Source organism: Prevotella sp. LMAG:51 (genome assembly GCF_008680225.1).
Classification (GTDB): domain Bacteria; phylum Bacteroidota; class Bacteroidia; order Bacteroidales; family Bacteroidaceae; genus Prevotella; species Prevotella pectinovora.
The window spans coordinates 21,507-45,742 of sequence record NZ_NALQ01000003.1 but is presented as its reverse complement, the minus strand read 5'-3'; the positions used below and the strand labels follow the sequence as shown (position 1 = coordinate 45,742).

Sequence of the window (24,236 nt, the reverse complement as noted above, 5' to 3'; positions counted from 1 at the left end):
GCTAGGATGGGTTATCCTTCAGGGGAGGCTAGGTGGGGGCTGATGACAATATTCTGAGTAACAAGTTCCTTCCCTTTGGGAAGGCTAGGATGGGTTATCCTACGGGGGAGGCTAGGTGGGGGCTGATGCCATAGGACAAGAGAATTCTTCAGGAAAAGGAAGTGCTTCAGTGCTTCCTTTTTGGTATGTCATGTTGTATTGCAAAATAGTAATGTGTCTACTCATTTATTAGCAGCAAAACGAAAAACATAATTGACTCGTGCGAAAAAATGTGTGACCGTGATGATTATTCGTGCGAAAAAATGTATCTTTGCAGCAAATACTCGTGCAAATAAATGTAGATATGAAGAGAAAAATCTTATCAAAGCTCATTGAATGGAAAAACAAGAAAAACCGTAAACCATTGATTGTCAACGGAGCAAGACAAGTGGGCAAAACATATATCTTAAAAGAGTTCGGTTCACATTACTACGAGAAAATGGCGTATGTCAATTGTGACAAGAACAAAACGCTGGACAAGATATTTTCTCAGGACTATAACATCAGCAGAATATTGCTCTCTCTTTCAGCCATTCTGCATGTGAATATTGAACCGGAGAACACTCTTATCATTTTCGACGAGATACAAGAGAATCCGACGGTTCTAAATTCTTTGAAATATTTTTGTGAGGATGCATCCCAATATCATGTAGCTGTGGCTGGTTCGCTACTCGGAATTTCGCTTCACCGTGACACATCGTTCCCAGTAGGTAAGGTTGACATGATAAAGATGTATCCTATGACTTTCGATGAGTTTCTCATGGCTATAGACGAACAGCCTTTGGTGGATGTTCTAGCCTCAAAGGATTTCTCCATTATCGATTCTTTGTCGGTTCGTTTGATTGATCGTCTGCGTCAGTATTATTATGTAGGAGGGATGCCGGCTGCTGTGGCAGAATTTGCCTTGACAAAGAATCTTGAGGAAGTGCGTAACATCCAGAAGCAAATTCTGTTCGATTACCGTAGAGACTTCTCCAAGCATGCACCAATTCAAGAAGTGCCCCGCATCAATATGGTATGGGACTCCATACCTGCGCAACTCGCCAAGGAGAACAAAAAATTCATATTTGGAGTTTTAAAGAAAGGGGCAAGAGCCTCTGAGTTCGAAATAGCCATACAGTGGCTCTTGGATGCGGGGCTAATATATCAAATCAACAGAATTACTACACCTTCGATTCCTTTGAAGTTTTATGAGGAAATGTCCGTATTCAAGCTATTTGTACTTGACATAGGATTAATGGGGGCAATGTCAGACGCTCCTGCTGAAAGTATCATTGTGGCTGACACCCTGTTCAAGGAATACAAAGGTGCATTTACCGAACTGTTTGTATTGACACAGTTGATGACAGAGGACTTGTCTATATATTATTATAGCAGCAATGATTCGAGGGTTGAAATCGATTTAGTGGTACAAAAATGTGCTGTTGTTGTTCCGATTGAAGTTAAGGCTGAAGTGAACGTGCATGCCAAATCCTTGAGAACATTCATAGGCAAACACCCTAAACTAAAAGGTCTGCGCCTTTCCATGATGCCATACCAGAATCAGGAATGGATGGAGAACAGACCTCTGTATGCAGTCGGCAATTGGGTATAGATATATAGTGGGTACCGCGAATTACCCCACCACTTAGCCTCCCCCGAAGGATAACCCATCCTATGGGTTTATCCTGGTTTTTGTCTAAAATCACATCCCGTTTCTTTGTCTAAATCATATTCTGTTTTGTCTGCAATCATATAAAGAGGAAAAGCACCACGGAATAAATTATATCTACCCGTTGGCGGGATTAATTTATGTTGACAGATATGAGTAAAAGTTGTAAATATCGCTTGATTCTCCGTAAAATCAAGAATTGCCGAAAAAACTGTCAGACCATCTGGTTTTTTGTCGTAACACCCAGACAAACAAGCAATTGACCACCTTACGATTGTCAGCCAATTGTCTGGATGGTTTTGCTGATGGAAGGAATTGTCAGATAGCATGTTAACTTATTGGGCAAACGTCTGACTGCAATTCTGCCCATCCGGAGCAAGCACCGTGCCCATGATGAGAAAGCAGCGTACCCCAGTTGGGCAAGCACCGTGCCCAATTTTAACCCCAATCGGTCATTAATAAGCGTGCGCTAATTTAATTCCGCCAACAGGTTATATCTGTGATAATATAGTGTCCATCATCATAAGGCGATGTTCCTCCGGTCTAAAAATGAAAACACGGAATGACAATAGGTTTCGGGGCAAGCTGTACGCCATCTCCAATATCCCTTGCCACCATGTCATTTGAACAAAAAACGGGCAAGGTGCTTGCCCACATGGGGCACGCTGCTTTCTCATCATGGGCAAGGTGCTTGCCCCGGTTGGGCAGATTTTACGCCAAGCGGTTGCCCAAAACGTCATGATGACCGACCGGGCTTTTGAAACAACACGCCCTGCCCTTCCAGAGGAAGAAAGGCAGGGGTAACTTATGTCAGAAGATACGAAGTCTTCTTTAAACCCAAATCGGTCAAAACCTATAATCTATCCTGTAGTATCCTACAGCTTGTCGCCATAACACAAATCGCCGGCATCTCCGAATCCCGGAACGATATACTTATGCTCGTTGAGTCCGGGGTCGATGGCGGCACACCATATCGTGGTGTTCTCCTCCGGCAGGTGTGTCTTGATATAGTCCACACCCTCCGGCGTGGCTATGACGCACGCCACATGCACGTGCTTCGGTCTGCCTTTCGACACGAGAGCCTCCCAGCCCAGCTCCATCGAACCTCCGGTGGCGAGCATCGGGTCGGCGATGATGAGCGTCTTGCCGGTCAGGTCGGGAGTGGCAAGATATTCTATGTGTATGCCCACCTGGGTATGCTCCTCGTCGGTGTATTTGCGGTATGCGCTGACGAAGGCGTTTCCGGCATGGTCGAAGACATTGAGGAATCCGGTATGGAAGGGCAGTCCGGCACGGAAGATCGTTGCCACCACCACATCGTCCACCGGCACGCTGACCTCTGCGTCGGCAAGCGGCGTATGCACGGTTTTCTGCTGATAGTCAAGCGTTTTGCTTATCTCGTATGCCATCATCTCGCCCACTCTCTGTATGTTGTTGCGGAAGAGCAGTCGGTTCTGCTGATAGTCCTTGTCGCGCATCTCTGCCAGATACTGGTTGATGATAGAATTCTGATCACTGAAGTTTATTACTTTCATAGGGAATATATTGTTTTGTCGTTATTCTTATCCATGCGGGGCTGCTTATGAGAGGGCGTCCCGACGGAAGCGGTTTCTGGAATCGTGCAAAAATAAGAAATAAATAATAATAATTGACACTTGCATTTTACAAATAACTTTCAGTGATATTGTATTTAAACTTCTTTAACCTAAAATTGTTTAGACGAGTGTTATTTTGGCAACCATCGCTTTGTTGAAAAATAGAATTTTACTACCTTTGCCCCGATTTTAAACAGTAGGTATACAGAAATCGATAGGTATTCTGCAAAGACAGATTCAATAGTTATTCAAGATAAAAAGAAATATTCACACTAAATACATTATTATAAAATGGCAAAGTTTGATAAGTCAGTTTTAGAGAAGTATGGAATCACAGGTACTACTGAGGTTCTGTACAATCCTTCTTATGAGGTGTTGTTCAACGAGGAGACCAAGGAAGGTCTCGAGGGTTTCGAGGTAGGTCAGGAGACTGAGCTCGGCGCCGTAAACGTGATGACTGGTATCTACACCGGCCGTTCGCCTAAGGACAAGTTCATCGTTGACGACGAGAATTCTCACGACACAGTATGGTGGACTTCTGAGGAATACAAGAACGACAACCACCGTGCTTCCAAGGAGGCTTGGACTGCAGTAAAGGAAATAGCAAAGAAGGAGCTGAGCAACAAGAAGCTGTTCGTTGTTGATGGTTTCTGCGGAACTCACAAGGACACCCGCATGAAGGTTCGCTTCATCGTTGAGGTGGCTTGGCAGGCTCACTTCGTTACAAATATGTTCATCCGTCCTCAGAACGAGGCTGAGTTCGACCAGGAGCCGGACTTCATCGTATACAATGCTTCTAAGGCTAAGGTTGAGAACTACAAGGAGCTGGGTCTGAACTCAGAGACTGCTGTAATGTTCAACGTAACTTCTAAGGAGCAGGTTATCATCAACACATGGTATGGCGGTGAGATGAAGAAGGGTATGTTCTCTATGATGAACTACTTCCTCCCATTGAAGGGCATCGCTTCTATGCACTGCTCTGCAAACACCGACATGAACGGTGAGAACACAGCTATCTTCTTCGGTCTTTCTGGTACTGGCAAGACTACTCTCTCTACCGATCCTAAGCGTAAGCTCATCGGCGACGACGAGCACGGATGGGACGACGAGGGTGTGTTCAACTTCGAGGGTGGATGCTACGCCAAGGTTATCAACCTCGACAAGGAGTCTGAGCCAGACATCTACGGTGCCATCACACGCGACGCTCTCCTTGAGAACGTTACTGTGGACAAGGACGGCAAGATCGACTTCGCTGACAAGAGCGTAACAGAGAACACACGTGTTTCTTATCCTATCTACCACATCAAGAACATCCAGCGTCCTTACTCTCAGGGCCCGGCTGCAAAGCAGGTTATCTTCCTCTCTGCAGACGCATTCGGAGTTCTTCCTCCAGTATCTATCCTGAGCGCTGAGCAGACAAAGTACTACTTCCTCTCTGGATTCACAGCAAAGCTCGCAGGTACAGAGCGTGGCATCACTGAGCCTACTCCTACATTCTCTGCTTGCTTCGGCCAGGCATTCCTGGAGCTCCACCCAACAAAGTATGCTGAGGAGCTGGTTAAGAAGATGCAGAAGAGCGGTGCAAAGGCTTACTTGGTGAACACTGGTTGGAACGGTACCGGCAAGCGTATCTCTATCCGCGACACTCGTGGTATCATCGACGCTATCCTCGACCACTCTATCGACGCTGCACCAACAAAGACTATCCCATTCTTCAACTTCGTTGTTCCTACAGAGCTCAACGGCGTAGACACCAACATCCTCGACCCACGCGACACTTATGCTGACGCAGCTCAGTGGGAGGAGAAGGCTAAGGATCTCGCTGCCCGCTTCATCAAGAACTTCAAGAAGTATGAGACTAACGAGGCTGGTAAGGCTCTCGTTGCAGCTGGTCCTCAGCTCTAATCGCTGAACAGACGATACATCGCATGATGTTCCCGCTTGTCGGCTTCTCACGAAGCACTGACAAACTGGACATCTCACAAGAATAAGAATCCCGTCGGGCTTTGCCTGGCGGGATTTTTTTCGTTTCTGACAGGGTGGGACACAGCGATTAAACCCAAAGATAACCCATCCTAACCTTCCCAAAGGGAAGGAACAAGTTACTCTGCTTTGTCAAGACTTCAGCCAATCAATTCAGCCAATGAACATCAGCCCCCTCTCGTTCTCCCCCGTAGGGGAGATGCAGGTTACTCTTACTATTGATAGCCTTCTGATAATCAGACAACAAGGGTATCTGTCCCTCCCCTTCGGGGGAGGCTAGGTGGGGGCTGATGACAATATTCTGAGTAACAAGTTCCTTCCCTTTGGGAAGGCTAGGATGGGTTATCCTTCGGGGGAGGCTAGGTGGGGGCTGATATTCAACACAGTGACTGACTATAGGTTTATCCTGGTTTTTGTCTAAAATCATATCTTGTTTTGTCTGAAATCATATAAAGAGGAAAAGCGCCACAGAATAAATAAATAATCAGTGATAATAATGTATCCATATTATAATAAAGACGATGTCCACACACCACTACCACGATAATCTCCGTGATAAAAACAACGTCTGCGCAAACGTTTTCGTTAAAAAAAACGCATCCGATAATATAACGTATCATTCATCTGTGTAACTTTGCAACAGATTATCCCACACCGAATTACAAAAACAGACGAAAAAGCGACTCCATTCGTAAGTCAAAACAGACGTATAGAGAATCTACTCGTAAGCCAAAAGGAAACAGGCAAAAACCTGTCGACTAAGGTAAGGGAATCTATCTGACTCTACAACATAAAAATTCGACATACAAGCACAGCGTCATACCGGCAGTTCCCCAAAAAGGAATTGCCACAATGACACAAGAAGGCGCAAGGCGGAGAAACGATGCCCACACCGGCGCCCCCAACACGTATATCAGAAGCGAGAACCAGGTACAACAGAAGAACAATAAATTAATATCCTTAATTCCGCAACACTATAATTTAACTTTATTTATAAGTTCCTGAGCAACAAAAAGTTGCCCAGGATTTTGCCATGTCAGAATTTTCACTTATCTTAGTGTTGCAAAAAGAAAACAAGCAAAACTCTAATATGACATGGCAAAAATACAAATTAAATCTGAGAAACTCACACCTTTTGGAGGAATTTTTTCAATCATGGAGAAATTTGACTCCATGCTTTCACCCGTTATCGACTCAACACTGGGTCAGAGATGCAGCAGTATCTTCGGATATCAGTTCAGCGAGATAGTCCGTTCGCTGATGAGCGTTTATTTCTGTGGCGGCTCATGCGTGGAAGACGTAACGTCACAACTGATGCGCCATCTCTCGTATCATCCTACCCTTCGTACATGCAGCTCTGATACCATCCTCAGAGCCATCAAGGAACTGACACAGGAAAACATCTCCTATACTTCCGACCAAGGCAAGACCTATGATTTCAATACTGCAGACAAACTCAACACATTGCTTATAAACGCTTTGGTTTCTACAGGCGAGTTGAAGGAAATTGAGGAATACGATGTTGACTTTGACCATCAGTTCCTTGAAACGGAGAAGTATGATGCAAAACCGACCTACAAAAAGTTCCTCGGCTACAGGCCTGGCGTATATGTCATCGGTGACATGATTGTCTATGTCGAGAACAGCGATGGCAACACAAATGTGCGCTTTTATCAGGCTGAGACCCACAAGAGATTCTTTGCCCTACTGGAAGCCAACAGCATCCGTGTGAATCGCTTCAGAGCCGACTGTGGTTCGTGCTCGAAGGAAATTGTCAGTGAGATAGAGAAGCATTGCACGCACTTCTACATCCGCGCCAACAGATGCAGTTCGCTCTACGATGACTTGTTTTCACTGAGGGGATGGAAGACGGAGGAAATCAACGGCATCCAGTTTGAACTCAATTCCATTCTTGTTGAGAAATGGGAAGGCAAGTGCTATCGTCTTGTCATTCAGAGACAAAAGCGCATGGATGGAGAGCTTGACTTGTGGGAAGGTGAATACACCTACAGATGCATTCTTACCAACGATTATGACTCATCAACAAGAGACATCGTCGAATTTTACAACAAGCGTGGGGGCAAAGAGCGTATATTCGATGATATGAACAACGGATTCGGCTGGAACAGGCTCCCCAAGTCGTTCATGTCAGAGAACACCGTATTCCTTCTGCTTACGGCATTGATACACAATTTCTATAAGACCATCATTAGCAAGCTTGACACCAAGGCTTTCGGGCTCAAGGAAACGAGTCGCATAAAGGCTTTTGTCTTCAGCTTCATCTCCGTACCTGCCAAGTGGATCATGACAGCAAGGCAATACGTGCTGAATATCTATACTGAAAACCGGGCTTATGCAAGACCTTTCAAAACTGGATTCGGATAAAGTCCGTTCCTTATGGTTTTAATCTGCGTATTGCCTCAAGTCGCATTGTGGGGTAAGGGGATGGTGGCTACATATTGATGTTGTGCTGTTGCTTTTTACTGAAAGCTGCTACTAACGACTCATAAATCTACCCTTAATCGTGTATTGGATGATAGTTGCGGATTTTAGGATTCAGATAAATTCGCAACATTTCGTTTGCTACTATTTTTGCAACTTTAAAATCGCAAATCGTAGAAAAATTAGGGTCTCTTTCAAAATAAAATGTTTCCATTGTCATTTGAATATCTTGTTTTCCTCTCAGAAAAAAGTACTTATCCAAATGCGTACTTCCCGAACGGTAGTATTTATAGAAATCAATGTTCTTATTGTAGAAATTCTCTAACTGATTCAGTTCATTGATGAAATAATTTTTCAGCACACAATCTTGTCCGTTGGGGCGCATCATTTCGATGTTATACACTTTCCTGTAATAGATTAGTTTACTAAAAAACTTGGGTTTTATTATCTTGAAAAAGAATATTTCATCCATTTCACTTTTGAACTTATAAAACGAAACTATTTCTTTCAATTCCGAGAACCCCTGTTCCAACAGCAATATTATTTGAGGAATATCTTTAATCCTGTCATTTAAATCGAGTTCATGCATCCTGATTTGATGTTCTAATTTTTCTGCAATGTTTTTTATCTTATCTTTCATTTTTATTGATTTTGAGTAAAAAAAAGGATGATATCGTCAGTTGACGACACACAAAGGCGTTCACTGAATTCCGATAGGATTCAGTGAACGCGAAGCAACAACATGTCGCTGAAAGATAATTAGTGATAGATTTGCCAGAAATACATAATACAGAATTTGTTGAAATCAACACCTAATCTTACTTATAACTTCCTTTGATTCCGTAGTCGGTATCCTGATTATTCAGCGATTTAGTACCGACAAGATGAGTTTTTCCGAAATTAAAATTCCAAGTGAGCGTGGCAACGAGAATTCGGGATGCATCGCTAAAACTTTCTCTTCGGAAAGGCGCTTGTGCATTTTTGTTTTCCATAATGGTTCGGGAAACATTCTTAAACGGATTGAACGCACCTATGCCAAAAGAAAAATTAGTCGCATTGTACCGGATAGCCAAGTAGTGATAATTACCATCCTTTATGACGGTTTCGCCGTATAACCTTTCGTCAAAAGGCTGTAGCTGGCCTATCAGCATCCATTTCTTATACATTGCCAAAACATCTGCCCTGTAATAAAAATTAGAATGGGTATGCGAATAGTTGTTCCCACGACTGTCAAAGTGGTTGAAGCCTCCTGTAACCGAAAATTGCAGGAAGTTTTTTATCATCCCTACTTTCAATGTTATCTCCGCATTATACTTATTCCAATCTTTCATGTTTTCGGGCATTGTCAGGAACACATTTCCATGTTCTCTTTTCGATTCCATGATAGGATTGTGTTTGTAGTGATGATGCAGGCTTGCATTGAAAGCGAACAACCCTTTTCTGTTTTCGTAATATAAATTATTATTCAGATTCAGGTACGGTTGAAGCAACAGATTCCCTTTCTCGGCAAGATACGAGTCAAGACGGATTTCCGTGTCGGCCAACTCCATCAGGGTTGGATTCGTTTGACTCATCTCCGCATCATACCGGATAAAAGAATTATCACTGAACCGATAGCCAACCATCGCTTTGGGTAAGAAATGGTAATAGCTTTTGGTAACAGATACATTGGAAAAATGCAGGCGATTCAGGCGAAGTCCCAAGCTATAGCTGAATTTGCCCTTACTATAAAACCACTCTGCAAAAACCGACGATTCCGCCTGATTCAAATCCGATTTGAATTCCTCGCCCTGATTAATTGTCTGCTCTGTAAACGACTGAATATGTTTTATCCCGAATTTCAAATTTCCATGGGCAAATCCTTTTTCGTATATGCCTTCGGCAATCAGTGAATATTTATCGGAAAACAGTTCCGAACGTTCGCTGAAAAGAGTATCAACATCGTTGTATTCGCAGTAATTCCGCGAAGATGCTGCGTTCGCATAACTCCCCACCACATTAGCATATATTTTCTGATTTTTGGGTAAACCATACTGGTAATACAAGTCGATGGTAGGAACATTAATTTTTTGCTGACTTCCGTCAAAAATCAACCCTTTGTCCGTGCCATTCTCTTTTAGAAAACTGTTGAAATCGTTGTGAGGCTGATTGCTCAGATTATATTTCAACTTGGCATTGAAAAAAGCCGAATCGCTCTGCTGATAGTTGTATGTCAGCGAAAAATCATGCATTTACCCGTTGGCGGAATTAATTTAAGTTGATAAATATGAGTAAAAAGTTGTACATATCGCTGATTTTTAGTAACTTAGTAGTGACCAAAACATTAAGTTCGAACCATCGTATGTACAACCTTTATACAAAATTCGTCAAAATACTTGAGATATGCAAGCAATTCTCTGAAAATCTCGTCAATGAATCGGGTAATGTTCCACGTCGTGGTCCTGTTCCCAAGTTTTCGGATTTGGAAGTGGTGGCGCTATCCCTGACGGCAGAGACCGAGAGCATTGATAGTGAGAAGTGGTTGTTCGACTATAAATTGCAAGAGTACAAGGACAGCATTCCCAATCTCATATCAAGGAGACAGTTCAATGACCGCAGGAAGAAAACGTCAGGCCTGTGTGAGGAACTGCGCAAGAGGATTGCCATGGAAATGGATGGCGGAGAGGAACAGTTCTTTGTTGACTCCAAGCCGATAGAGGTTTGTAGGGTTGCAAGAGGAAAACGTTGCAAGATGGGGCGTACCGGCAATTTCTCGCAAGCTCCCGACTTCGGCTTCTGTGCTTCGCAGAATACGTATTATTTTGGTTATAAGTTACACGCTCTCTGTGGGTTAAGTGGAGTTATCCATTCCTATGATCTGTCAAAGGCAAGTGTAGCTGATCTCCATTATATGAAGGATGTAAAACATACTTATCACGACTGTAGCATCTATGGTGACAAAGGGTATATTGGAGCTGACGTACAGCTTGACTTGTTCGAAACCGCACACATAAGACTGGAGTGTCCGTATCGGCTCAACCAAAAGGACTGGAAACCAACATTCATTCCGTTTGCAAAGGCAAGAAAGAGGATTGAGACAATATTCTCTCAACTTACAGACCAGTTCCTGGTCATCAGGAACTACGCGAAAATAACGAATGGTTTGTTTGCCAGAATCATTGGCAAAATTAGTGCACTTACCATTCTGCAATACGTAAACTTCATTAACGACAAGCCCATTGGCAGAATTAAGTATGCACTAAATTAATTCCGCCAACAGGTTGCATTTGGTACGAATAATCACCTCCGGCACTGATTTCTTCCCTCAATATAGGGGATGAATTTTCAAACTGATAACTACCTGTGCGATTTCTGTTATTCGTGTTGATGCGTTGAAACGTTGCGGTGTAGTTCAAAGCATATTCCGATTTTCCTTTGTTGAATTTGGCAAAGAAAACATCGCCCCCTGCAAGGATATTCAGCGAGTTCATCAAATCCACACCAACAACACCGCCTTTATCATCCCTTACTACCACGTAGTTGATAACTTTGGAAGCATGTCCGTATCGGATACCTGCATAATCCGAATATTCTATCCGCTTGATTTGGCGGGGTTGCAAGGTCTGAATTTCTTCCGGCGTGGTATTTACGCCGTTAATCTGCAAAATGACTTTCCCGCCGTCGGATGATGAAATCGTATTCAGCATCGGATTGATGTTCAAGCCGGGAAGCATCATTGTATTCAGCAATTGCATTCCGTTGGCAGAATGGCTGATTTGCAATTTTGTCGGGAACACAATCCGTTGGTTAATCTTGTTTATTGTGGAAGAAGCAGAAATCACCACTTCCCCAAGTAACAAAACATTTTCATTCAAATACACATCTATTTGTGCTGATTCCGTCAGATTCTGTATCAAAATCCGCTTTGTTTCAAATCCTAAACAGGATACTGACAGCACATAATTATCTGTGGGAAGATTTTCAAATTCAAATCTTCCGATAGTGTCTGTCGTTGTTCCTTTCAGAAAGACTGAATCTTGTTTGAATAGAACGACATTAGCAAACTCAACAGGTGTTTGCGTATTTTGTTGAAGTACTCTTCCTGAAACATGAATCGATTGTCCGGACACACTTAGGCCGGAATACAGGAAAAATACGATAAGATATAATAATCGAGCTTTATTAAAGTCCATACTTGTTTTCTTATAATGGGTTACGGATACAGATATAGCATCTGCATCATAAACCTCATGAATAAATGATAACCTTAATTCCGCAACACTTTGATTTAACTTTATTTATAAGTTCCTGAGCAACAAAAAGTTGCTCAGGATTTTGCCATGTCAGATTTTTCACTTATCTTAGTGTTGCAAATCAAAACAAGCGTAAATCGTAACAAGACATGGCAAAGGTACAAATAAAATCTGAAAAACTCACACCTTTTGGAGGAATTTTTTCAATCATGGAGCAATTTGACTCCATGCTTTCACCTATTATCGACCAGACACTTGGTCAGAGATGCAGCAGTATCATCGGATATCAGTACAGCGAAATTATTCGTTCTCTGATGAGCGTGTACTTCTGTGGCGGTTCATGCGTGGAGGATGTAACATCGCATCTGATGCGTCATCTCTCGTATCATCCGACCTTGCGCACATGCAGCTCTGATACCATCCTCAGAGCCATCAAGGAACTGACACAGGAAAACATCTCATATACTTCCGACCAAGGCAAGACCTATGATTTCAATACTGCAGACAAACTCAACACATTGCTTATAAACGCTTTGGTTTCTACAGGCGAGTTGAAGGAAATTGAGGAATACGATGTTGACTTTGACCATCAGTTCCTTGAAACGGAGAAGTATGATGCAAAACCGACCTACAAAAAGTTCCTCGGCTACAGGCCTGGCGTATATGTTATCGGTGACAAGATAGTCTATATCGAGAACAGCGATGGTAACACGAATGTGCGTTTTCATCAGGCAGACACCCATAAGAGATTCTTCGCTCTTCTGGAATCCCAGAACATCCGTGTAAATCGCTTCAGGGCAGACTGCGGTTCCTGCTCGAAGGAAATCGTCAGTGAGATAGAGAAGCATTGCACGCACTTCTACATCCGCGCCAACAGATGCAGTTCGCTCTACAATGACATCTTTGCTCTGAGAGGATGGAAGACGGAGGAGATTAACGGCATCCAGTTCGAACTCAATTCCATTCTCGTTGAGAAATGGGAAGGCAAGTGCTATCGTCTTGTCATCCAGAGACAAAGACGCAACAGTGGCGACCTTGACCTGTGGGAAGGCGAATACACTTACCGTTGTATTCTGACCAACGATTACAAGTCATCGACAAGGGACATTGTTGAATTCTACAATCTGCGTGGCGGCAAGGAACGTATCTTTGACGACATGAACAACGGATTCGGTTGGAGCAGGCTCCCCAAGTCATTCATGGCGGAGAATACTGTCTTTCTTCTGCTTACTGCATTGATACACAATTTCTACAAGACCATCATGAGCAGGCTTGACACCAAGGCTTTTGGGCTCAAGAAAACGAGTCGCATAAAGGCTTTTGTCTTCAGATTCATCTCCGTACCTGCCAAGTGGATCATGACTGCAAGGCAATACGTGCTGAATATCTACACAGAGAACCGAGCTTATGCAAAACCCTTCAAAACAGAATTCGGATAAGAATCCTTTCTTTCCGGTTTGAATCTGCGTATTACCTCAAGTCGCATCGTGGGGTAAGGGGATGGTGGCTACATATTGATGTTGTGCTGTTGCTTTTTACTGAAAGCTGCTACTAACGACTCATAAATCTACCCTTAATCGTGTATTGGATGATAGTTGCGGATTTTAGGAATATAACAACAAAAAAATGAAGAATCTACAAACAGGGACGACTTGCCTGTCGAGTTCTACCGGCAGCAAGCAGCACAAATGCAGGAGGTCGCTACAGCGACTCGCCACATTCGTAATTCTGTTTCTTTGCTCCATGACAGTAGCGTGGGCGGAAGGGACAACGACGGATGGGAACAAGACTTTCAACGTTGAGATAACAGAAACAACAGGCTACATCTTTAAATCTGAAGACGGGTTCATAACGGCAACATTCTCAAACAACGATGGACTTGAAAAAAGAGACAATTGCTTCAAGTTCCGTTCCGATAAAAATGGAACTCTAACAATCAATGCCAACGGCGCAACAATCAGCAAGATCAGTCTGTTTGCAAGCAGCGAAACAACAAAGCCAAGTAATGGCATCGACATTGAATCAGGCACTACTAGTGTTAAGGTATCTGATGTTGAAATGCCCGTAGTATGGGACACAAACAACAAAAGTGTTACATTAAAATGTGGTTCAACAGGAATCTATGTTTTCGGCGCCACCATCACCTACAAGAATGACAACGACGGCAAACTGAGCCTCAACGTTGTATCTGCCCCGACAATCACTCCGAACGATGACAAAACGTCAACTTCAAAGTTGTCGTTCATCATCACACAGACTGCAAATACGCAGGATGGAACGGCTCTCGAAACTTATTACACCACCGATGGCTCTATCCCGAATACAGAGAATGCAACAAAGCTGACAGGAAGTTCACAGACAGTGACGATAGATTGGAATAAGGGCGACAAAGTGACAGTAAGGACCATCACGAAGCATGTGGACAACAACGATGCGACAAACTACCGCTATAGTGGGGTGGTATCAAAGGAATTCAGCAACACAGGCTCTGACGAACTCGCTTCTGTCGACGCCCCTGTAATCACTCCTGATGGTGAGGCCATAGTGGCTTCAAACCTCGAGGTGACGATTAAGGACTCGCAATGGACAACGGATCTCTCCAGCAAACTCAAGGTAAAATACGCAACAGAGGTAAGAAACAATGACGGCACCGTTACCTCAAGCACTTGGACTGTAGCTGAATCATTGCCTGTAAAATTGAATCTGACAAAAACTTCTACAGTGAAGGCTTACGCCGAATTTACAGCTAGCGATGGTAAAACGACATCATCCGACATCGTATCATGCACATACTTCCTGCTTGACGATGCCACGACTTATCTAAACACAGCCACATCACAGAATGTTGGCACTACAGTAGAAAGGAACGGCATGACAATGACGTTCGGAGGCATAAAGGTTGGAAGCAGCAACTTCAAGGCTCTCTCCAAGAACGACAATACCGATGCCAACACCCTCGGTTCTATCCACACAGTATCAGTCAAGGCATTGTATGGAACTGCTGACGTGGAGTCGGAACTCGGCGACGGAAAGATCGGTGGCAAGAACAAAAGCCATGAATATCTCCACTGCAATGCTTCAAACAAAAAACTCCACGAGAACACTTTCGCACTGCCGGCAGTGGGCAGCTTCTTCAAGTTTGAGCCTGAAGCCAACGGAAAACTCACAGTATTCGTGGAGCAGCAGGGAGCTATCCATAACGTCAGCGGAACCTTACACAAAGACGTGGTTAGAAAGCGCCCTGTATACTTCCTCGACGAGACTGGCAAGAGCATACCTGCCAAATTCGCCTACACATCATCAAAGGTGAACAACGATGACTGGACAGAGATTCAAAAGACAAATAATAAAGACGGTGACACCTTCTATACGAAGGAATACATGGACAAGCTGGAGAAATACTACCAGGATATCATTGACGGCAATAACAAGTCGTTCACAAACTTCAACTCTGCCGTTGCCGAGGCTGACAAGCACAAGGCACTGACTCTCGGCACGAGCATCCAGCCTATCATCGTGCTCCACGAGGCTTGCAACGCCGATATCCTCAAGGGTGACGGCATGAGCGAAACCGGCGACACCAACTACGACAATACCGGATATATGCTGATCAGCGAGGGATACGTGACATACGAGTTCCCTGTAGAGGCTGGCAAGACTTACTATCTCTTCGCATCAAGAACGAAGCTCGCCCTCTCTGGATTCTGCTTTGATAAAGATGCGGATTACAAAACTGAAAATTTGCAAAATGTGACCCTCGAAGGAGATAAAGACAATGCAACAACGATAGAAGGTCTGACAGTTGGCAAGCAGTATAACGTGACTCTCAACAACCGCACATTCCGCAGCGGCAGATGGTATTCCGTAGTATTGCCATTCAGCGTAAGCCAGAAGCAGATGAAGAGCGTGTTCGGTGATGGAGTGAAGGTGTTGCACTACAGCGACGTTACAGGTACAGACCTCAACCTCTTCGAGCATTTCTATCAGATGATCGTCGGCGGTACTCCTGTGCTCGTGAAGCCATCAGTAGCCGTGACTAATCCGGTATTCAAAAACGTTACGCTGACAAGCAAAAAGGTGGTTGACATCGAGAACACAGGCTTCAAATGTACTGGTTCTTGGGACAACGTTGACTTCCCTGAATACTCTTACTTCATCGACGCCAAGACAAACAGCTTCTATCAGTATGACCCAACCAAGGTGGAGACAAACACAGTGAAACCTCATGCAGGAGCTTTCCGCTCATGGATTATCTCCACTTCTACCAACCCGTCAGAAGCAAAGCAGCTCACTATGCACATCAACGGCATTGAGGAGCAGGGCGAGACTACTGCCATCTGGAACGCCATCAGCGGAAACGACGATGCTGAGGTTGCCTCAAAGGGCATCTACAGTCTGAGCGGACAGAAGATGAACGCCACCGACACCAGCAGTCTGCCAAAGGGAATATACATCGTGAACGGAAAGAAATTTATCGTAAAGTAAAACTGAGGGAGGACAGACAAAATGAGAAAAGAATATATATCACCAGAGACAACGCTGATTAAGGTGCACACCGAGAACGTGATGAACAACACGAGCATCGGAGTGAAGACCTATAAGGACTTGTCTGCCAAGAAGGATGAAGTGACGATGAAGAATTACAACTTCAGCAAGGGCATCAACTTCTGGACCGGCACTTCTCAGCCTGAGACAGCCAAAGACAACAATGGCTTCAACCTTTGGGGCGATGAGGATTAAACCCCAAACGGCATAATGCTCGAATTGGGATAAACGCCAAACGGCATAATGACCGTTTTGGGATAAAACGCCGAACGGCATAATGACCGTTTAGGGTTAAATGAAGCGGTTGAATGACGACTTCCATGTCGTTGTTCAACCGCTTTTCGTTGTTTGTGCCTCTGATTAGGACAACCCATCCTACGGGAGAGGTTAGGTGGGGGCTAATATGATTAAGTGGAGGCTGATGTCGTGAATAGGAGTAGGTTTCTCCGGTGAACATCATCAGCCCCCTCTCGTTCTCCCCCGTAGGGGAGATGCAGGTTACTCCTAATCTGATAAGCCATTGACAGTCAAGCAGTCAAGTGTATCTGTCCCTCCCCTACGGGGGAGGCTAGGTGGGGGCTGATGCTGATTTGCAGAGTAACTTGTTCCTTCCCTTGGGGTAGGTCAGGATGGGTTGCCTACGGGGGAGGTTAGGTGGGGGCTAATATGATTAAGTGGAGGCTGATGTCGTGAATAGGAGTAGGTTTCTCCGGTGAACATCATCAGCCCCCTCTCGTTCTCCCCCGTAGGGGAGATGCAGGTTACTCCTAATCTGATAAGCCATTGACAATCAAGCAGTCAAGTGTATCTGTCCCTCCCCTACGGGGGAGGCTAGGTGGGGGCTGATGCTGATTTGCAGAGTAACTTATTCCTTCCCTTGGGGTAGGTCAGGATGGGTTGCCTACGGGGGAGGTTAGGTGGGGGCTAATATGATTAAGTGGAGGCTGATGTCGTGAATAGGAGTAGGTTTCTCCAGTGATCATCATCAGCCCCCTCTCGTTCTCCCCCGTAGGGGAGATGCTGGTTACTCCTAATCTGATAAGCCATTGACAATCAAGCAGTCAAGTGTATCTGTCCCTCCCCTACGGGGGAGGTTAGGTGGGGGCTGATGCTGATTTGCAGAGTAACTTGTTCCTTCCCTTGGGGAAGGCCAGGATGGGTTGCCTACGGGGGAGGTTAGGTGGGGGCTGATGCCTATGTGCGTAGTCATAATTATTATTCCCCCAACGGCTCAGAATTACGAATAGAGAACAGTTACTCCGCGCAGCCGGTTTATCTTGGTTTATCGCTTGTATGCTTTTGCGAGGTGGCGACATAGTCGCCACCGATTCATGGTGTGCAGGGTGACAGTCGAGAGCTTGCTCTCGTAAGGGCGACCTGGGCGACAGGAATCAAGCCGTGAGGCTCGCAAAAGGATACAGGTGTTTATCCTGGTTTTTGTCTACGAATCCCCCTTTATACACCAAAAAGGAAGTGCCCAAGCACTTGCAAATCCTGCAAGATCCAAACAAAAATCCAAGAATCATTAGCTCAATATCATCAAAAAATGAATCCGTCTTACTTATGTTCAAAAAGAGAAGTTGTAGCAGACAGCAATAAAAAAATTACATTGAATGACCTGATGGCCGTTTTGGGTGTACTCCAAAACGGCCATCAGATCGTAAGGGGATTATTTCTTTTCCTTCACCTTCGTAGCCCATACGAAATAGATGATGAGAAGCAGGTAGGCAGCGAGGGCGGCAACCTGCGACCATGAGTTTGCCCACCATCCTTCATAGTCGAACTTCACTCCGAAGAAGCGCAGCAACGCACTGACAACACCCATCAGGGCACCACCGGCGATGAATCCGCTGGCAATAAGAGTACCCTTCTCGTTGCGGTCTTTGTTCACCTTCTCGCTCTTTGAGCGCGAAGAAACATACCAGCTGATGAAACCGCCGATGAGCAGCGGAGTGTTCAGTTCGATAGGGATAAACATACCGAGGGCGAACGGCAATGCCGGCACCTTGCAGAAGGTGAGCACTACGGCGATGGCAGCACCGATGGCATAGAGCATCCAAGGAGCACCCACACCATTCATCAGCGGATCGATTACCGCCGCCATGGCATTTGCCTGAGGAGCGGCAAGCTGACCGCTGTCAAATCCGTAGGTCTCGTTGAGCAGCATCATCACACCGCCCACGGTAGCTGCCGACACGAGGGTACCGAGGAACTTCCATGACTCCTGCTTCTTTGGCGTGGTGCCGAGCCAGTAGCCGATCTTGAGGTCGGTGATGAAAGCGCCGGCCATAGAGAGTGCGGTACATACCACACCACCCATGATGAGCGCCGCCAGCATACCGCCGGTGCCCTTCATTCCCACTGCCACCATCACTACAGAGGCGAGGATGAGAGTCATCAGCGTCATTCCCGACACAGGGTTGCTACCCACAATGGCGATGGCGTTGGCTGCCACGGTGGTGAACAGGAATGCTATCAATGCCACGAGCAGGATGCCGACGATGGCGAAGAGAAGGTTGCCCTCCATCACTCCGAACCAGAAGAAGAGGAATGTGATGAGGATGGTGGCGATAGAACCGATGGCGATGATCTTGAACGAGATGTCGCGCTGCGTGCGAGGCACGTCGGCTGTGGCGTCACCCTTTCCCTTCATCTCCCTTGCGGCAAGCGACACGGCACTCTTGATGATGCCCCAGCTCTTGATGATGCCGATGATACCCGCCATGGCGATGCCACCGATACCGATGCTCTTGCCATAATACTTGAATATCTCCTCCGGCGACATGGCGCCGACGGCTGTGGTGAGCTCGGGGTTCCAGGCGTTGAGCACCTGGTCGTGGAAGATAACTCCCATTCCCGGCACGAGCACCCACCATACAGCAAGCGAACCGAGGGTGATGATGAAGGCGTATTTCAGACCGATGATATATCCGAGACCGAACACGGCAGCTCCGGTGTTGACCTTGAACACGAGCTTCGCCTTGTCGGCAAGCGTCTCGCCCAGTCCGATGACACGCGTGGTGAACATCTCGTTCCACCATCCGAAGGTGGCGACGATGAAGTCGTAGAGTCCGCCCACGATACCGGCGAGCAGCAGCGGCTTTGCCTGGCTTCCGCCCTTGGCACCGGAAACGAGCACCTGGGTAGTGGCGGTGGCTTCAGGGAAAGGATACTTTCCGTGCATGTCGCTGACGAAATACTTGCGGAACGGGATGAGGAACAGGATTCCTATCACACCGCCGAGCAGCGAACTGAGGAAAATCTTGAAGAACGATACTGCCATGTCGGGATACTTGGCCTGCAGGATATAGATGGCAGGCAGAGTGAAGATGGCTCCTGCCACCACGGCTCCCGAACAGGCTCCGATGCTCTGGATGATGACGTTCTCGCCCAATGCCTTGCTGCGCTTGGCGGCTGTAGACACTCCCACGGCGATGATGGCGATAGGAATGGCTGCCTCAAACACCTGGCCCACCTTGAGTCCGAGGTAGGCGGCAGCGGCTGAGAAGAGCATCGTCATCACGATACCCCAGGTCACAGACCACATGTTTACCTCCGGATACACTTTCTTGGGGCTCATGATGGGTTCATACTGTTCCCCCTCTTTCAGCTCTCGGAACGCATTGTCCGGAAGCTGCACATTGTCTTTCTTGTTTTCTTCCATAGATTTTGGTTATTATTGTTTTGATTTACACTTCTTATCCTTCTTTCTCCAGTATCTGCATGAGTTCTTCCATTCCTGCCGACGCTCCCTTCACTATCTGACGGATGTCGCTACGGGAACCTGAGACCGAGGGCTTGGGATCGATGAGATATATCGGAGCTCCGGGACGCACATAGCGCACGAGTCCGGCGGCTGGATATACCACAAGCGACGTGCCGATGATGATCATCATGTCGGCTTTCTCCACCTCTTCAACAGCCGGTTCGATCATCGGCACGCTCTCGCCGAAGAACACGATGAAGGGACGGAGCAGCGAACCGTCGCCTGCCTTCTCGCCATGGGCAACGGTTAGATTGCCGGGAGCAAGGGTCTTGATGAAATGCGGATTGTAGGGGTCCCTCGACGAGCACACCTTCATGAGCTCGCCATGCAGATGTATCACCTTTCTGGAGCCAGCCTGCTCATGCAGATTGTCAACATTCTGGGTCACCACGCTGACGTCGTATTTCTCCTGCAGGGCAGCCACCAGCTCATGCCCCCTGTTGGGCTTCGCCTCAAGGAGTTTTCCGCGGAGCATGTTGTAGAAGTCATTCACGTAGTCGGGATCTGTCTCCCAGGCCTCATGGGTTGCCACTCGCGCCACGGGATAGTTCTCCCATAGACCGTCGGCATCACGAAAGGTGCTCAGTCCGCTTTCTGCCGACATGCCGGCACCTGTCAGCACTACAATTTTCTTCATAGTCAGAATTATTATTGAACAACAAGGAGCCGCACTAAAGGAGGCTCAAAATAAATTAAGAATGCACAAAATTAGCATTTTTTCTTTAATACAACATACTTAGTCAGATAAAAATAGTACCTTTGTGCGCTTTTGATGCTGAAGCACCGTGATAATCAGCGGTGTTTCAGCATCTGGAATGTATTGTGGCGCACAGCGCATACGCATACATATTCAGGAATATAAACAATAAATATTATACATAAGCAAATGGACAAAGTAAGCTACGCCCTCGGTTTGGGCATCGGCCAGCAGTTGGCACAGATGGGTGCGTCGGACCTTAACATCGACGATTTCGCCGACGCTATCAAAGACGTCATCAACGGTAACGTACTGAAGGTTCCACACAAGGACGCACAGACAATCGTTCAGGAGTATTTCCGCCAGCAGGAGGAGCGCATCAACGCCATCCGCGCCGAGCAGGGAAAGGCTGCAAAGGCTGAGGGAGAGAAATTCCTCGCCGAGAACGGCAAGAAGGAGGGTGTGGTGACTCTCAAGAGCGGTCTGCAGTATGAGGTGCTGAGAGAGGGCAACGGCAAAAAGCCTAAGGCTACCGACCAGGTGAAATGCCACTACGAGGGAACTCTCATCAACGGACAGGTGTTTGACAGCAGCTACAAGCGCAACGAACCGGCGGTGTTCCCGCTCAACCAGGTGATTCCGGGATGGACAGAAGGTCTGCAGCTCATGCAGGAGGGCGCGAAGTATCGTTTCTATATCCCTTATATCCTCGCTTACGGCGAGAGCGGAGCAGGCGGTTCTATCCCTCCATTCGCAACGCTCATCTTCGACGTTGAACTGCTCGAGGTGATGTAAGGAAGACCTTATCGCATAAGGAAAAGGACAAGAAAGAAAACTATAACAATTATAATACGACGATGAAAAAAATTACATTGTTTGCTGCGGCAGCTGTAGTAGCCGCAGGTCTGGCCTCTTGTGGAAAGTCAACTCCAAAGGCCGATTTGAAGAACGACGTTGACTCACTGAGCTACGCTATCGGTATGGCTCAGTCTAACGGACTGAAAGACTATCTCGTGAGCAACCTTGGCGTTGACACAGCATATATCGACGAATTCATAAAGGGCCTCAACGAGGGTGCCAATGCCGGCGACGACAAGAAGAAGGCCGCATACTATGCCGGTATACAGATTGGCCAACAGCTCAGCAACCAGCTGGTGAGGGGCATCAACCACGAGCTCTTCGGCGAAGACTCCACAAAGACCATCTCTCTGAAGAACTTCATGGCCGGTTTCATCAGCGGAACAACAGGCAAGGGCGGCATCATGACTATGAACAAGGCACAGGATGTGACACAGAGAAAGATGACCGAGATAAAGAACAAGGCTCTGGAGGAGAAATACGGTGCATACAAGAAGCAGAACGAGGCTTTCGCTGCCAAATATGCAAAGGGTGCCGACGTGAAGAAGCTCGGAAAGGGCGTTTGCTACAAGGTGATCAAGGAGGGCAAGGGAGAGATTCCTGGAGCTAACTCTTCTGTAAAGATCATGTATGAAGGAAAGACTATCGACGGAAAGGTGTTCGACGGCAACTTCGGCCAGAAAATTCCTGCTGAATTCTTTGTAAACCAGGTTATACCGGGATTCACAGAGGCTCTTACACACATGCCTGTAGGTAGCGTTTGGGAGGTTATGATTCCTCAAGAGCAGGCTTACGGCACACGTGACACCGGCGGCAAGATAAAGCCATTCTCTACTCTCATCTTCAAGATAGAGCTCATCAGCACAGAGAAGGGAAAGGCACAGCCTGCAGGACAGCAGCTCACACCTGAGCAGCGCGCCCAGATTGAGGCTGCAATGAAAGCACAGCAGAACCGATAAACAAGAATAAAACAAGTGGACAAGTAGACGAGTAAAGGGCAAAGAAAATCTCTTTGTCAACTCGTCTCCTTGTCAACTTGTTAACTCGTCAACTCGTCAACTAAAAAATAAAATACAACAATGAAAAAATCATTATTCTTAGCACTCGCCATCCTGGCGGGCAGCCTCACTACAACGGCTTTCGCCGCTAAGAAAAAGGACAAGAAGAAGAAAACTGTTGAAACAGTGGAGGTGGTGAAACTCGCCACTTCTTCTGACTCGCTGAGCTATGCTGCCGGAAAGGCACAGACAAACGGACTGCTGCCATTCCTGAAGCAGAAATACAATGTGGAGGAGAAGGACATCGCCGAAGTGGCTCGCGGTTTCAACGACATGTATAAGAACATCAACGACCCTAAGGTTCAGGCTTACGCTGCAGGACAGCAGATTGCTCTCATGGTGGAGCAGGGAATGCTGCCTTACCGCAAGGAGCAGTTCAAGGAATATAAGGACTCTATCAACTCCGAGCTCTTCAACAAGGGATTCATCGCATCGCTGCTGAAGGACGACAGCTTGCTCTCAGACTCTGTGGCACAGGCTTACATGACTGAGGCTGAGAAGGCAAACAAGGAGTGTATGGAGAAGGCTACAAAGAAGAAGGGTGAGGATTTCCTCGCCGAGAACGCAAAGAAGCAGGGTGTGGTGACTCTGCCCAACGGACTGCAGTATAAGGTCATCACTGAAGGCAAGGGCGAGAAGCCAAAGGCTACAGACCGCGTGACCGTGAAATACGAAGGCAAGAGCATCGACGGAAAGGTGTTTGACAGCAGCTACAAGCGCAACCCACAGACTACCACGTTCGGTCTGAACCAGGTGATCAAGGGCTGGACAGAGGCTCTGCAGCTGATGCCTGTAGGCAGCAAGTGGGAAATCTACATCCCTTACGACCTTGCTTATGGCGAGAGGGGTTCCGGCCGCAACATCAAGCCTTATGAGGCTCTCATCTTCACCGTTGAGCTTGTAGACATCGAGAAGCCAAAGGCTGAGGTAAAGGTCGAGGAGAAGACCGCTACTAAGAAGGCTACTGCCAAGAAGGGTATAACTATGAAGGCTACTCCAAAGGCCAAGAAGAAATAATCCCAGGCAAACGGTTGGGGATAAACCCAAACAAACGGTTGGGGATAAATTCCATACACCAATAAAAGAAGTAATGTGAAGAGGGCGTGTCGCAATGACACGCCCTCTTCTATTGTATAATTTATATGACGAGGGAACAAGGAAGTTTCTCAAGTTATTGTCATCAGCCCCCACCTAACCTCCCCCGTAGGGGAGGGACAGTTACCGCTGTCTTCGATAAACCATTGATACTCTGATAGTTATAGTGGTGCAAACTTACGTTTACAACAGGCAATAATCATACTGCCAATGGTAACTGTCCCTCCCCTACGGGGGAGGTTAGGTGGGGGCTGAAGTTCATTGGCTGAAATGAT

17 protein-coding genes are annotated in these 24,236 nt (G+C 46.3%); 10 read left to right on the top strand and 7 right to left on the bottom strand.

Annotation, left to right across the window (positions count from 1 at the left end):
- The first annotated feature begins 343 nt into the window (after nt 1-343).
- Nucleotides 344-1,633: an ATP-binding protein gene (locus CCC32_RS00375; RefSeq protein WP_287071410.1), complete on the top strand. Its 1,290-nt coding sequence runs from the start codon at nt 344-346 to the stop codon at nt 1,631-1,633.
- A gap of 68 nt (nt 1,634-1,701) precedes the next feature.
- Here CCC32_RS00375 and CCC32_RS00370 read toward each other — a convergent pair whose 3' ends face one another.
- Both CCC32_RS00370 and upp read right to left on the bottom strand, forming a co-directional pair.
- Entirely contained in the window at nt 1,702-2,019 is a 318-nt protein-coding gene (locus tag CCC32_RS00370; protein ID WP_287071407.1) for a hypothetical protein, read from the bottom strand.
- 546 nt (nt 2,020-2,565) lie between these two features.
- Complete coding sequence (gene upp, locus CCC32_RS00365; RefSeq protein ID WP_022316081.1) at nt 2,566-3,225, bottom strand: uracil phosphoribosyltransferase; 660 nt, start codon at nt 3,223-3,225, stop codon at nt 2,566-2,568.
- Between the two features lie 351 nt (nt 3,226-3,576).
- On the opposite strand from upp, the gene pckA reads away from it, so the two are divergent.
- Both pckA and CCC32_RS00355 read left to right on the top strand, forming a co-directional pair.
- The gene (pckA, locus tag CCC32_RS00360) at nt 3,577-5,190 is read left to right on the top strand and encodes a phosphoenolpyruvate carboxykinase (ATP) (RefSeq protein ID WP_287071404.1); all 1,614 of its coding nucleotides are present in this window, start codon (nt 3,577-3,579) and stop codon (nt 5,188-5,190) included.
- A gap of 1,173 nt (nt 5,191-6,363) precedes the next feature.
- Complete coding sequence (locus tag CCC32_RS00355; RefSeq protein WP_287071402.1) at nt 6,364-7,653, top strand: IS1380 family transposase; 1,290 nt, start codon at nt 6,364-6,366, stop codon at nt 7,651-7,653.
- Nucleotides 7,654-7,786: 133 nt separating this feature from the next.
- Here the strand turns inward: CCC32_RS00355 and CCC32_RS00350 are convergent, their stop codons facing one another.
- Complete coding sequence (locus tag CCC32_RS00350; RefSeq protein ID WP_052484764.1) at nt 7,787-8,350, bottom strand: RteC domain-containing protein; 564 nt, start codon at nt 8,348-8,350, stop codon at nt 7,787-7,789.
- A 178-nt stretch (nt 8,351-8,528) separates the two neighbouring features.
- Nucleotides 8,529-9,941 carry a TonB-dependent receptor gene (locus CCC32_RS00345; RefSeq protein WP_287071391.1) on the bottom strand — a complete coding sequence of 471 codons (1,413 nt, stop codon included), beginning with the start codon at nt 9,939-9,941 and terminating at the stop codon, nt 8,529-8,531.
- A 35-nt stretch (nt 9,942-9,976) separates the two neighbouring features.
- Here CCC32_RS00345 and CCC32_RS00340 point away from each other — a divergent pair, with 35 nt between their 5' ends.
- Complete coding sequence (locus CCC32_RS00340; RefSeq protein ID WP_287071389.1) at nt 9,977-10,957, top strand: IS982-like element IS1187 family transposase; 981 nt, start codon at nt 9,977-9,979, stop codon at nt 10,955-10,957.
- Here CCC32_RS00340 and CCC32_RS00335 read toward each other — a convergent pair.
- Nucleotides 10,938-11,882, bottom strand: a complete 945-nt coding sequence (locus CCC32_RS00335; protein ID WP_287071386.1) for a TonB-dependent receptor — start codon at nt 11,880-11,882, stop codon at nt 10,938-10,940. The genes CCC32_RS00340 and CCC32_RS00335 overlap by 20 nt on opposite strands.
- Nucleotides 11,883-12,091: 209 nt before the next feature.
- Between CCC32_RS00335 and CCC32_RS00330 the strand changes: the two genes are divergently transcribed.
- The 3 genes from CCC32_RS00330 to CCC32_RS00320 all read left to right on the top strand — a co-directional run bounded on the left by CCC32_RS00330 (nt 12,092) and on the right by CCC32_RS00320 (nt 16,682).
- A complete protein-coding gene (locus CCC32_RS00330) occupies nt 12,092-13,381 on the top strand; it encodes an IS1380-like element IS612 family transposase (protein ID WP_287071384.1) in 1,290 nt (429 codons plus the stop codon).
- Between the two features lie 187 nt (nt 13,382-13,568).
- Nucleotides 13,569-16,427 carry a hypothetical protein gene (locus tag CCC32_RS00325; protein ID WP_287071382.1) on the top strand — a complete coding sequence of 953 codons (2,859 nt, stop codon included), beginning with the start codon at nt 13,569-13,571 and terminating at the stop codon, nt 16,425-16,427.
- Nucleotides 16,428-16,448: 21 nt separating this feature from the next.
- Nucleotides 16,449-16,682, top strand: coding sequence for a hypothetical protein (locus CCC32_RS00320; protein ID WP_287071379.1), 234 nt, complete (start codon nt 16,449-16,451; stop codon nt 16,680-16,682).
- Between the two features lie 1,474 nt (nt 16,683-18,156).
- Here the strand turns inward: CCC32_RS00320 and CCC32_RS00315 are convergent.
- Together CCC32_RS00315 and CCC32_RS00310 are read right to left on the bottom strand one after the other, a co-directional pair.
- Nucleotides 18,157-20,151, bottom strand: coding sequence for an OPT family oligopeptide transporter (locus CCC32_RS00315; protein ID WP_044080156.1), 1,995 nt, complete (start codon nt 20,149-20,151; stop codon nt 18,157-18,159).
- Between the two features lie 34 nt (nt 20,152-20,185).
- Nucleotides 20,186-20,890: a Sir2 family NAD-dependent protein deacetylase gene (locus CCC32_RS00310; RefSeq protein ID WP_042520279.1), complete on the bottom strand. Its 705-nt coding sequence runs from the start codon at nt 20,888-20,890 to the stop codon at nt 20,186-20,188.
- 249 nt (nt 20,891-21,139) lie between these two features.
- On the opposite strand from CCC32_RS00310, the gene bamJ (CCC32_RS00305) reads away from it, so the two are divergent.
- The 3 genes from bamJ (CCC32_RS00305) (at nt 21,140) to bamJ (CCC32_RS00295) (ending at nt 23,883) form a co-directional block, all read left to right on the top strand.
- Nucleotides 21,140-21,745 (top strand): BamJ family beta-barrel-assembly machinery protein, encoded by a 606-nt coding sequence (gene bamJ / locus CCC32_RS00305; protein ID WP_042520280.1) that lies wholly within the window; start codon nt 21,140-21,142, stop codon nt 21,743-21,745.
- A gap of 62 nt (nt 21,746-21,807) precedes the next feature.
- Nucleotides 21,808-22,767, top strand: coding sequence for a BamJ family beta-barrel-assembly machinery protein (bamJ, locus tag CCC32_RS00300; protein WP_022317163.1), 960 nt, complete (start codon nt 21,808-21,810; stop codon nt 22,765-22,767).
- 120 nt (nt 22,768-22,887) lie between these two features.
- Nucleotides 22,888-23,883, top strand: coding sequence for a BamJ family beta-barrel-assembly machinery protein (gene bamJ, locus CCC32_RS00295; RefSeq protein WP_022317162.1), 996 nt, complete (start codon nt 22,888-22,890; stop codon nt 23,881-23,883).
- Nucleotides 23,884-24,236: the final 353 nt, after the last annotated feature.

Coding starts and splice junctions, on each gene's coding strand:
- CCC32_RS00375 (WP_287071410.1), top strand. CDS start 344: ATGAAGAGAAAAATCTTATCAAAGCTCATTGAATGGAAAAACAAGAAA.
- CCC32_RS00370 (WP_287071407.1), bottom strand. CDS start 2,019: ATGCTATCTGACAATTCCTTCCATCAGCAAAACCATCCAGACAATTGG.
- upp (WP_022316081.1), bottom strand. CDS start 3,225: ATGAAAGTAATAAACTTCAGTGATCAGAATTCTATCATCAACCAGTAT.
- pckA (WP_287071404.1), top strand. CDS start 3,577: ATGGCAAAGTTTGATAAGTCAGTTTTAGAGAAGTATGGAATCACAGGT.
- CCC32_RS00355 (WP_287071402.1), top strand. CDS start 6,364: ATGGCAAAAATACAAATTAAATCTGAGAAACTCACACCTTTTGGAGGA.
- CCC32_RS00350 (WP_052484764.1), bottom strand. CDS start 8,350: ATGAAAGATAAGATAAAAAACATTGCAGAAAAATTAGAACATCAAATC.
- CCC32_RS00345 (WP_287071391.1), bottom strand. CDS start 9,941: ATGCATGATTTTTCGCTGACATACAACTATCAGCAGAGCGATTCGGCT.
- CCC32_RS00340 (WP_287071389.1), top strand. CDS start 9,977: ATGAGTAAAAAGTTGTACATATCGCTGATTTTTAGTAACTTAGTAGTG.
- CCC32_RS00335 (WP_287071386.1), bottom strand. CDS start 11,882: ATGGACTTTAATAAAGCTCGATTATTATATCTTATCGTATTTTTCCTG.
- CCC32_RS00330 (WP_287071384.1), top strand. CDS start 12,092: ATGGCAAAGGTACAAATAAAATCTGAAAAACTCACACCTTTTGGAGGA.
- CCC32_RS00325 (WP_287071382.1), top strand. CDS start 13,569: ATGAAGAATCTACAAACAGGGACGACTTGCCTGTCGAGTTCTACCGGC.
- CCC32_RS00320 (WP_287071379.1), top strand. CDS start 16,449: ATGAGAAAAGAATATATATCACCAGAGACAACGCTGATTAAGGTGCAC.
- CCC32_RS00315 (WP_044080156.1), bottom strand. CDS start 20,151: ATGGAAGAAAACAAGAAAGACAATGTGCAGCTTCCGGACAATGCGTTC.
- CCC32_RS00310 (WP_042520279.1), bottom strand. CDS start 20,890: ATGAAGAAAATTGTAGTGCTGACAGGTGCCGGCATGTCGGCAGAAAGC.
- bamJ (WP_042520280.1), top strand. CDS start 21,140: ATGGACAAAGTAAGCTACGCCCTCGGTTTGGGCATCGGCCAGCAGTTG.
- bamJ (WP_022317163.1), top strand. CDS start 21,808: ATGAAAAAAATTACATTGTTTGCTGCGGCAGCTGTAGTAGCCGCAGGT.
- bamJ (WP_022317162.1), top strand. CDS start 22,888: ATGAAAAAATCATTATTCTTAGCACTCGCCATCCTGGCGGGCAGCCTC.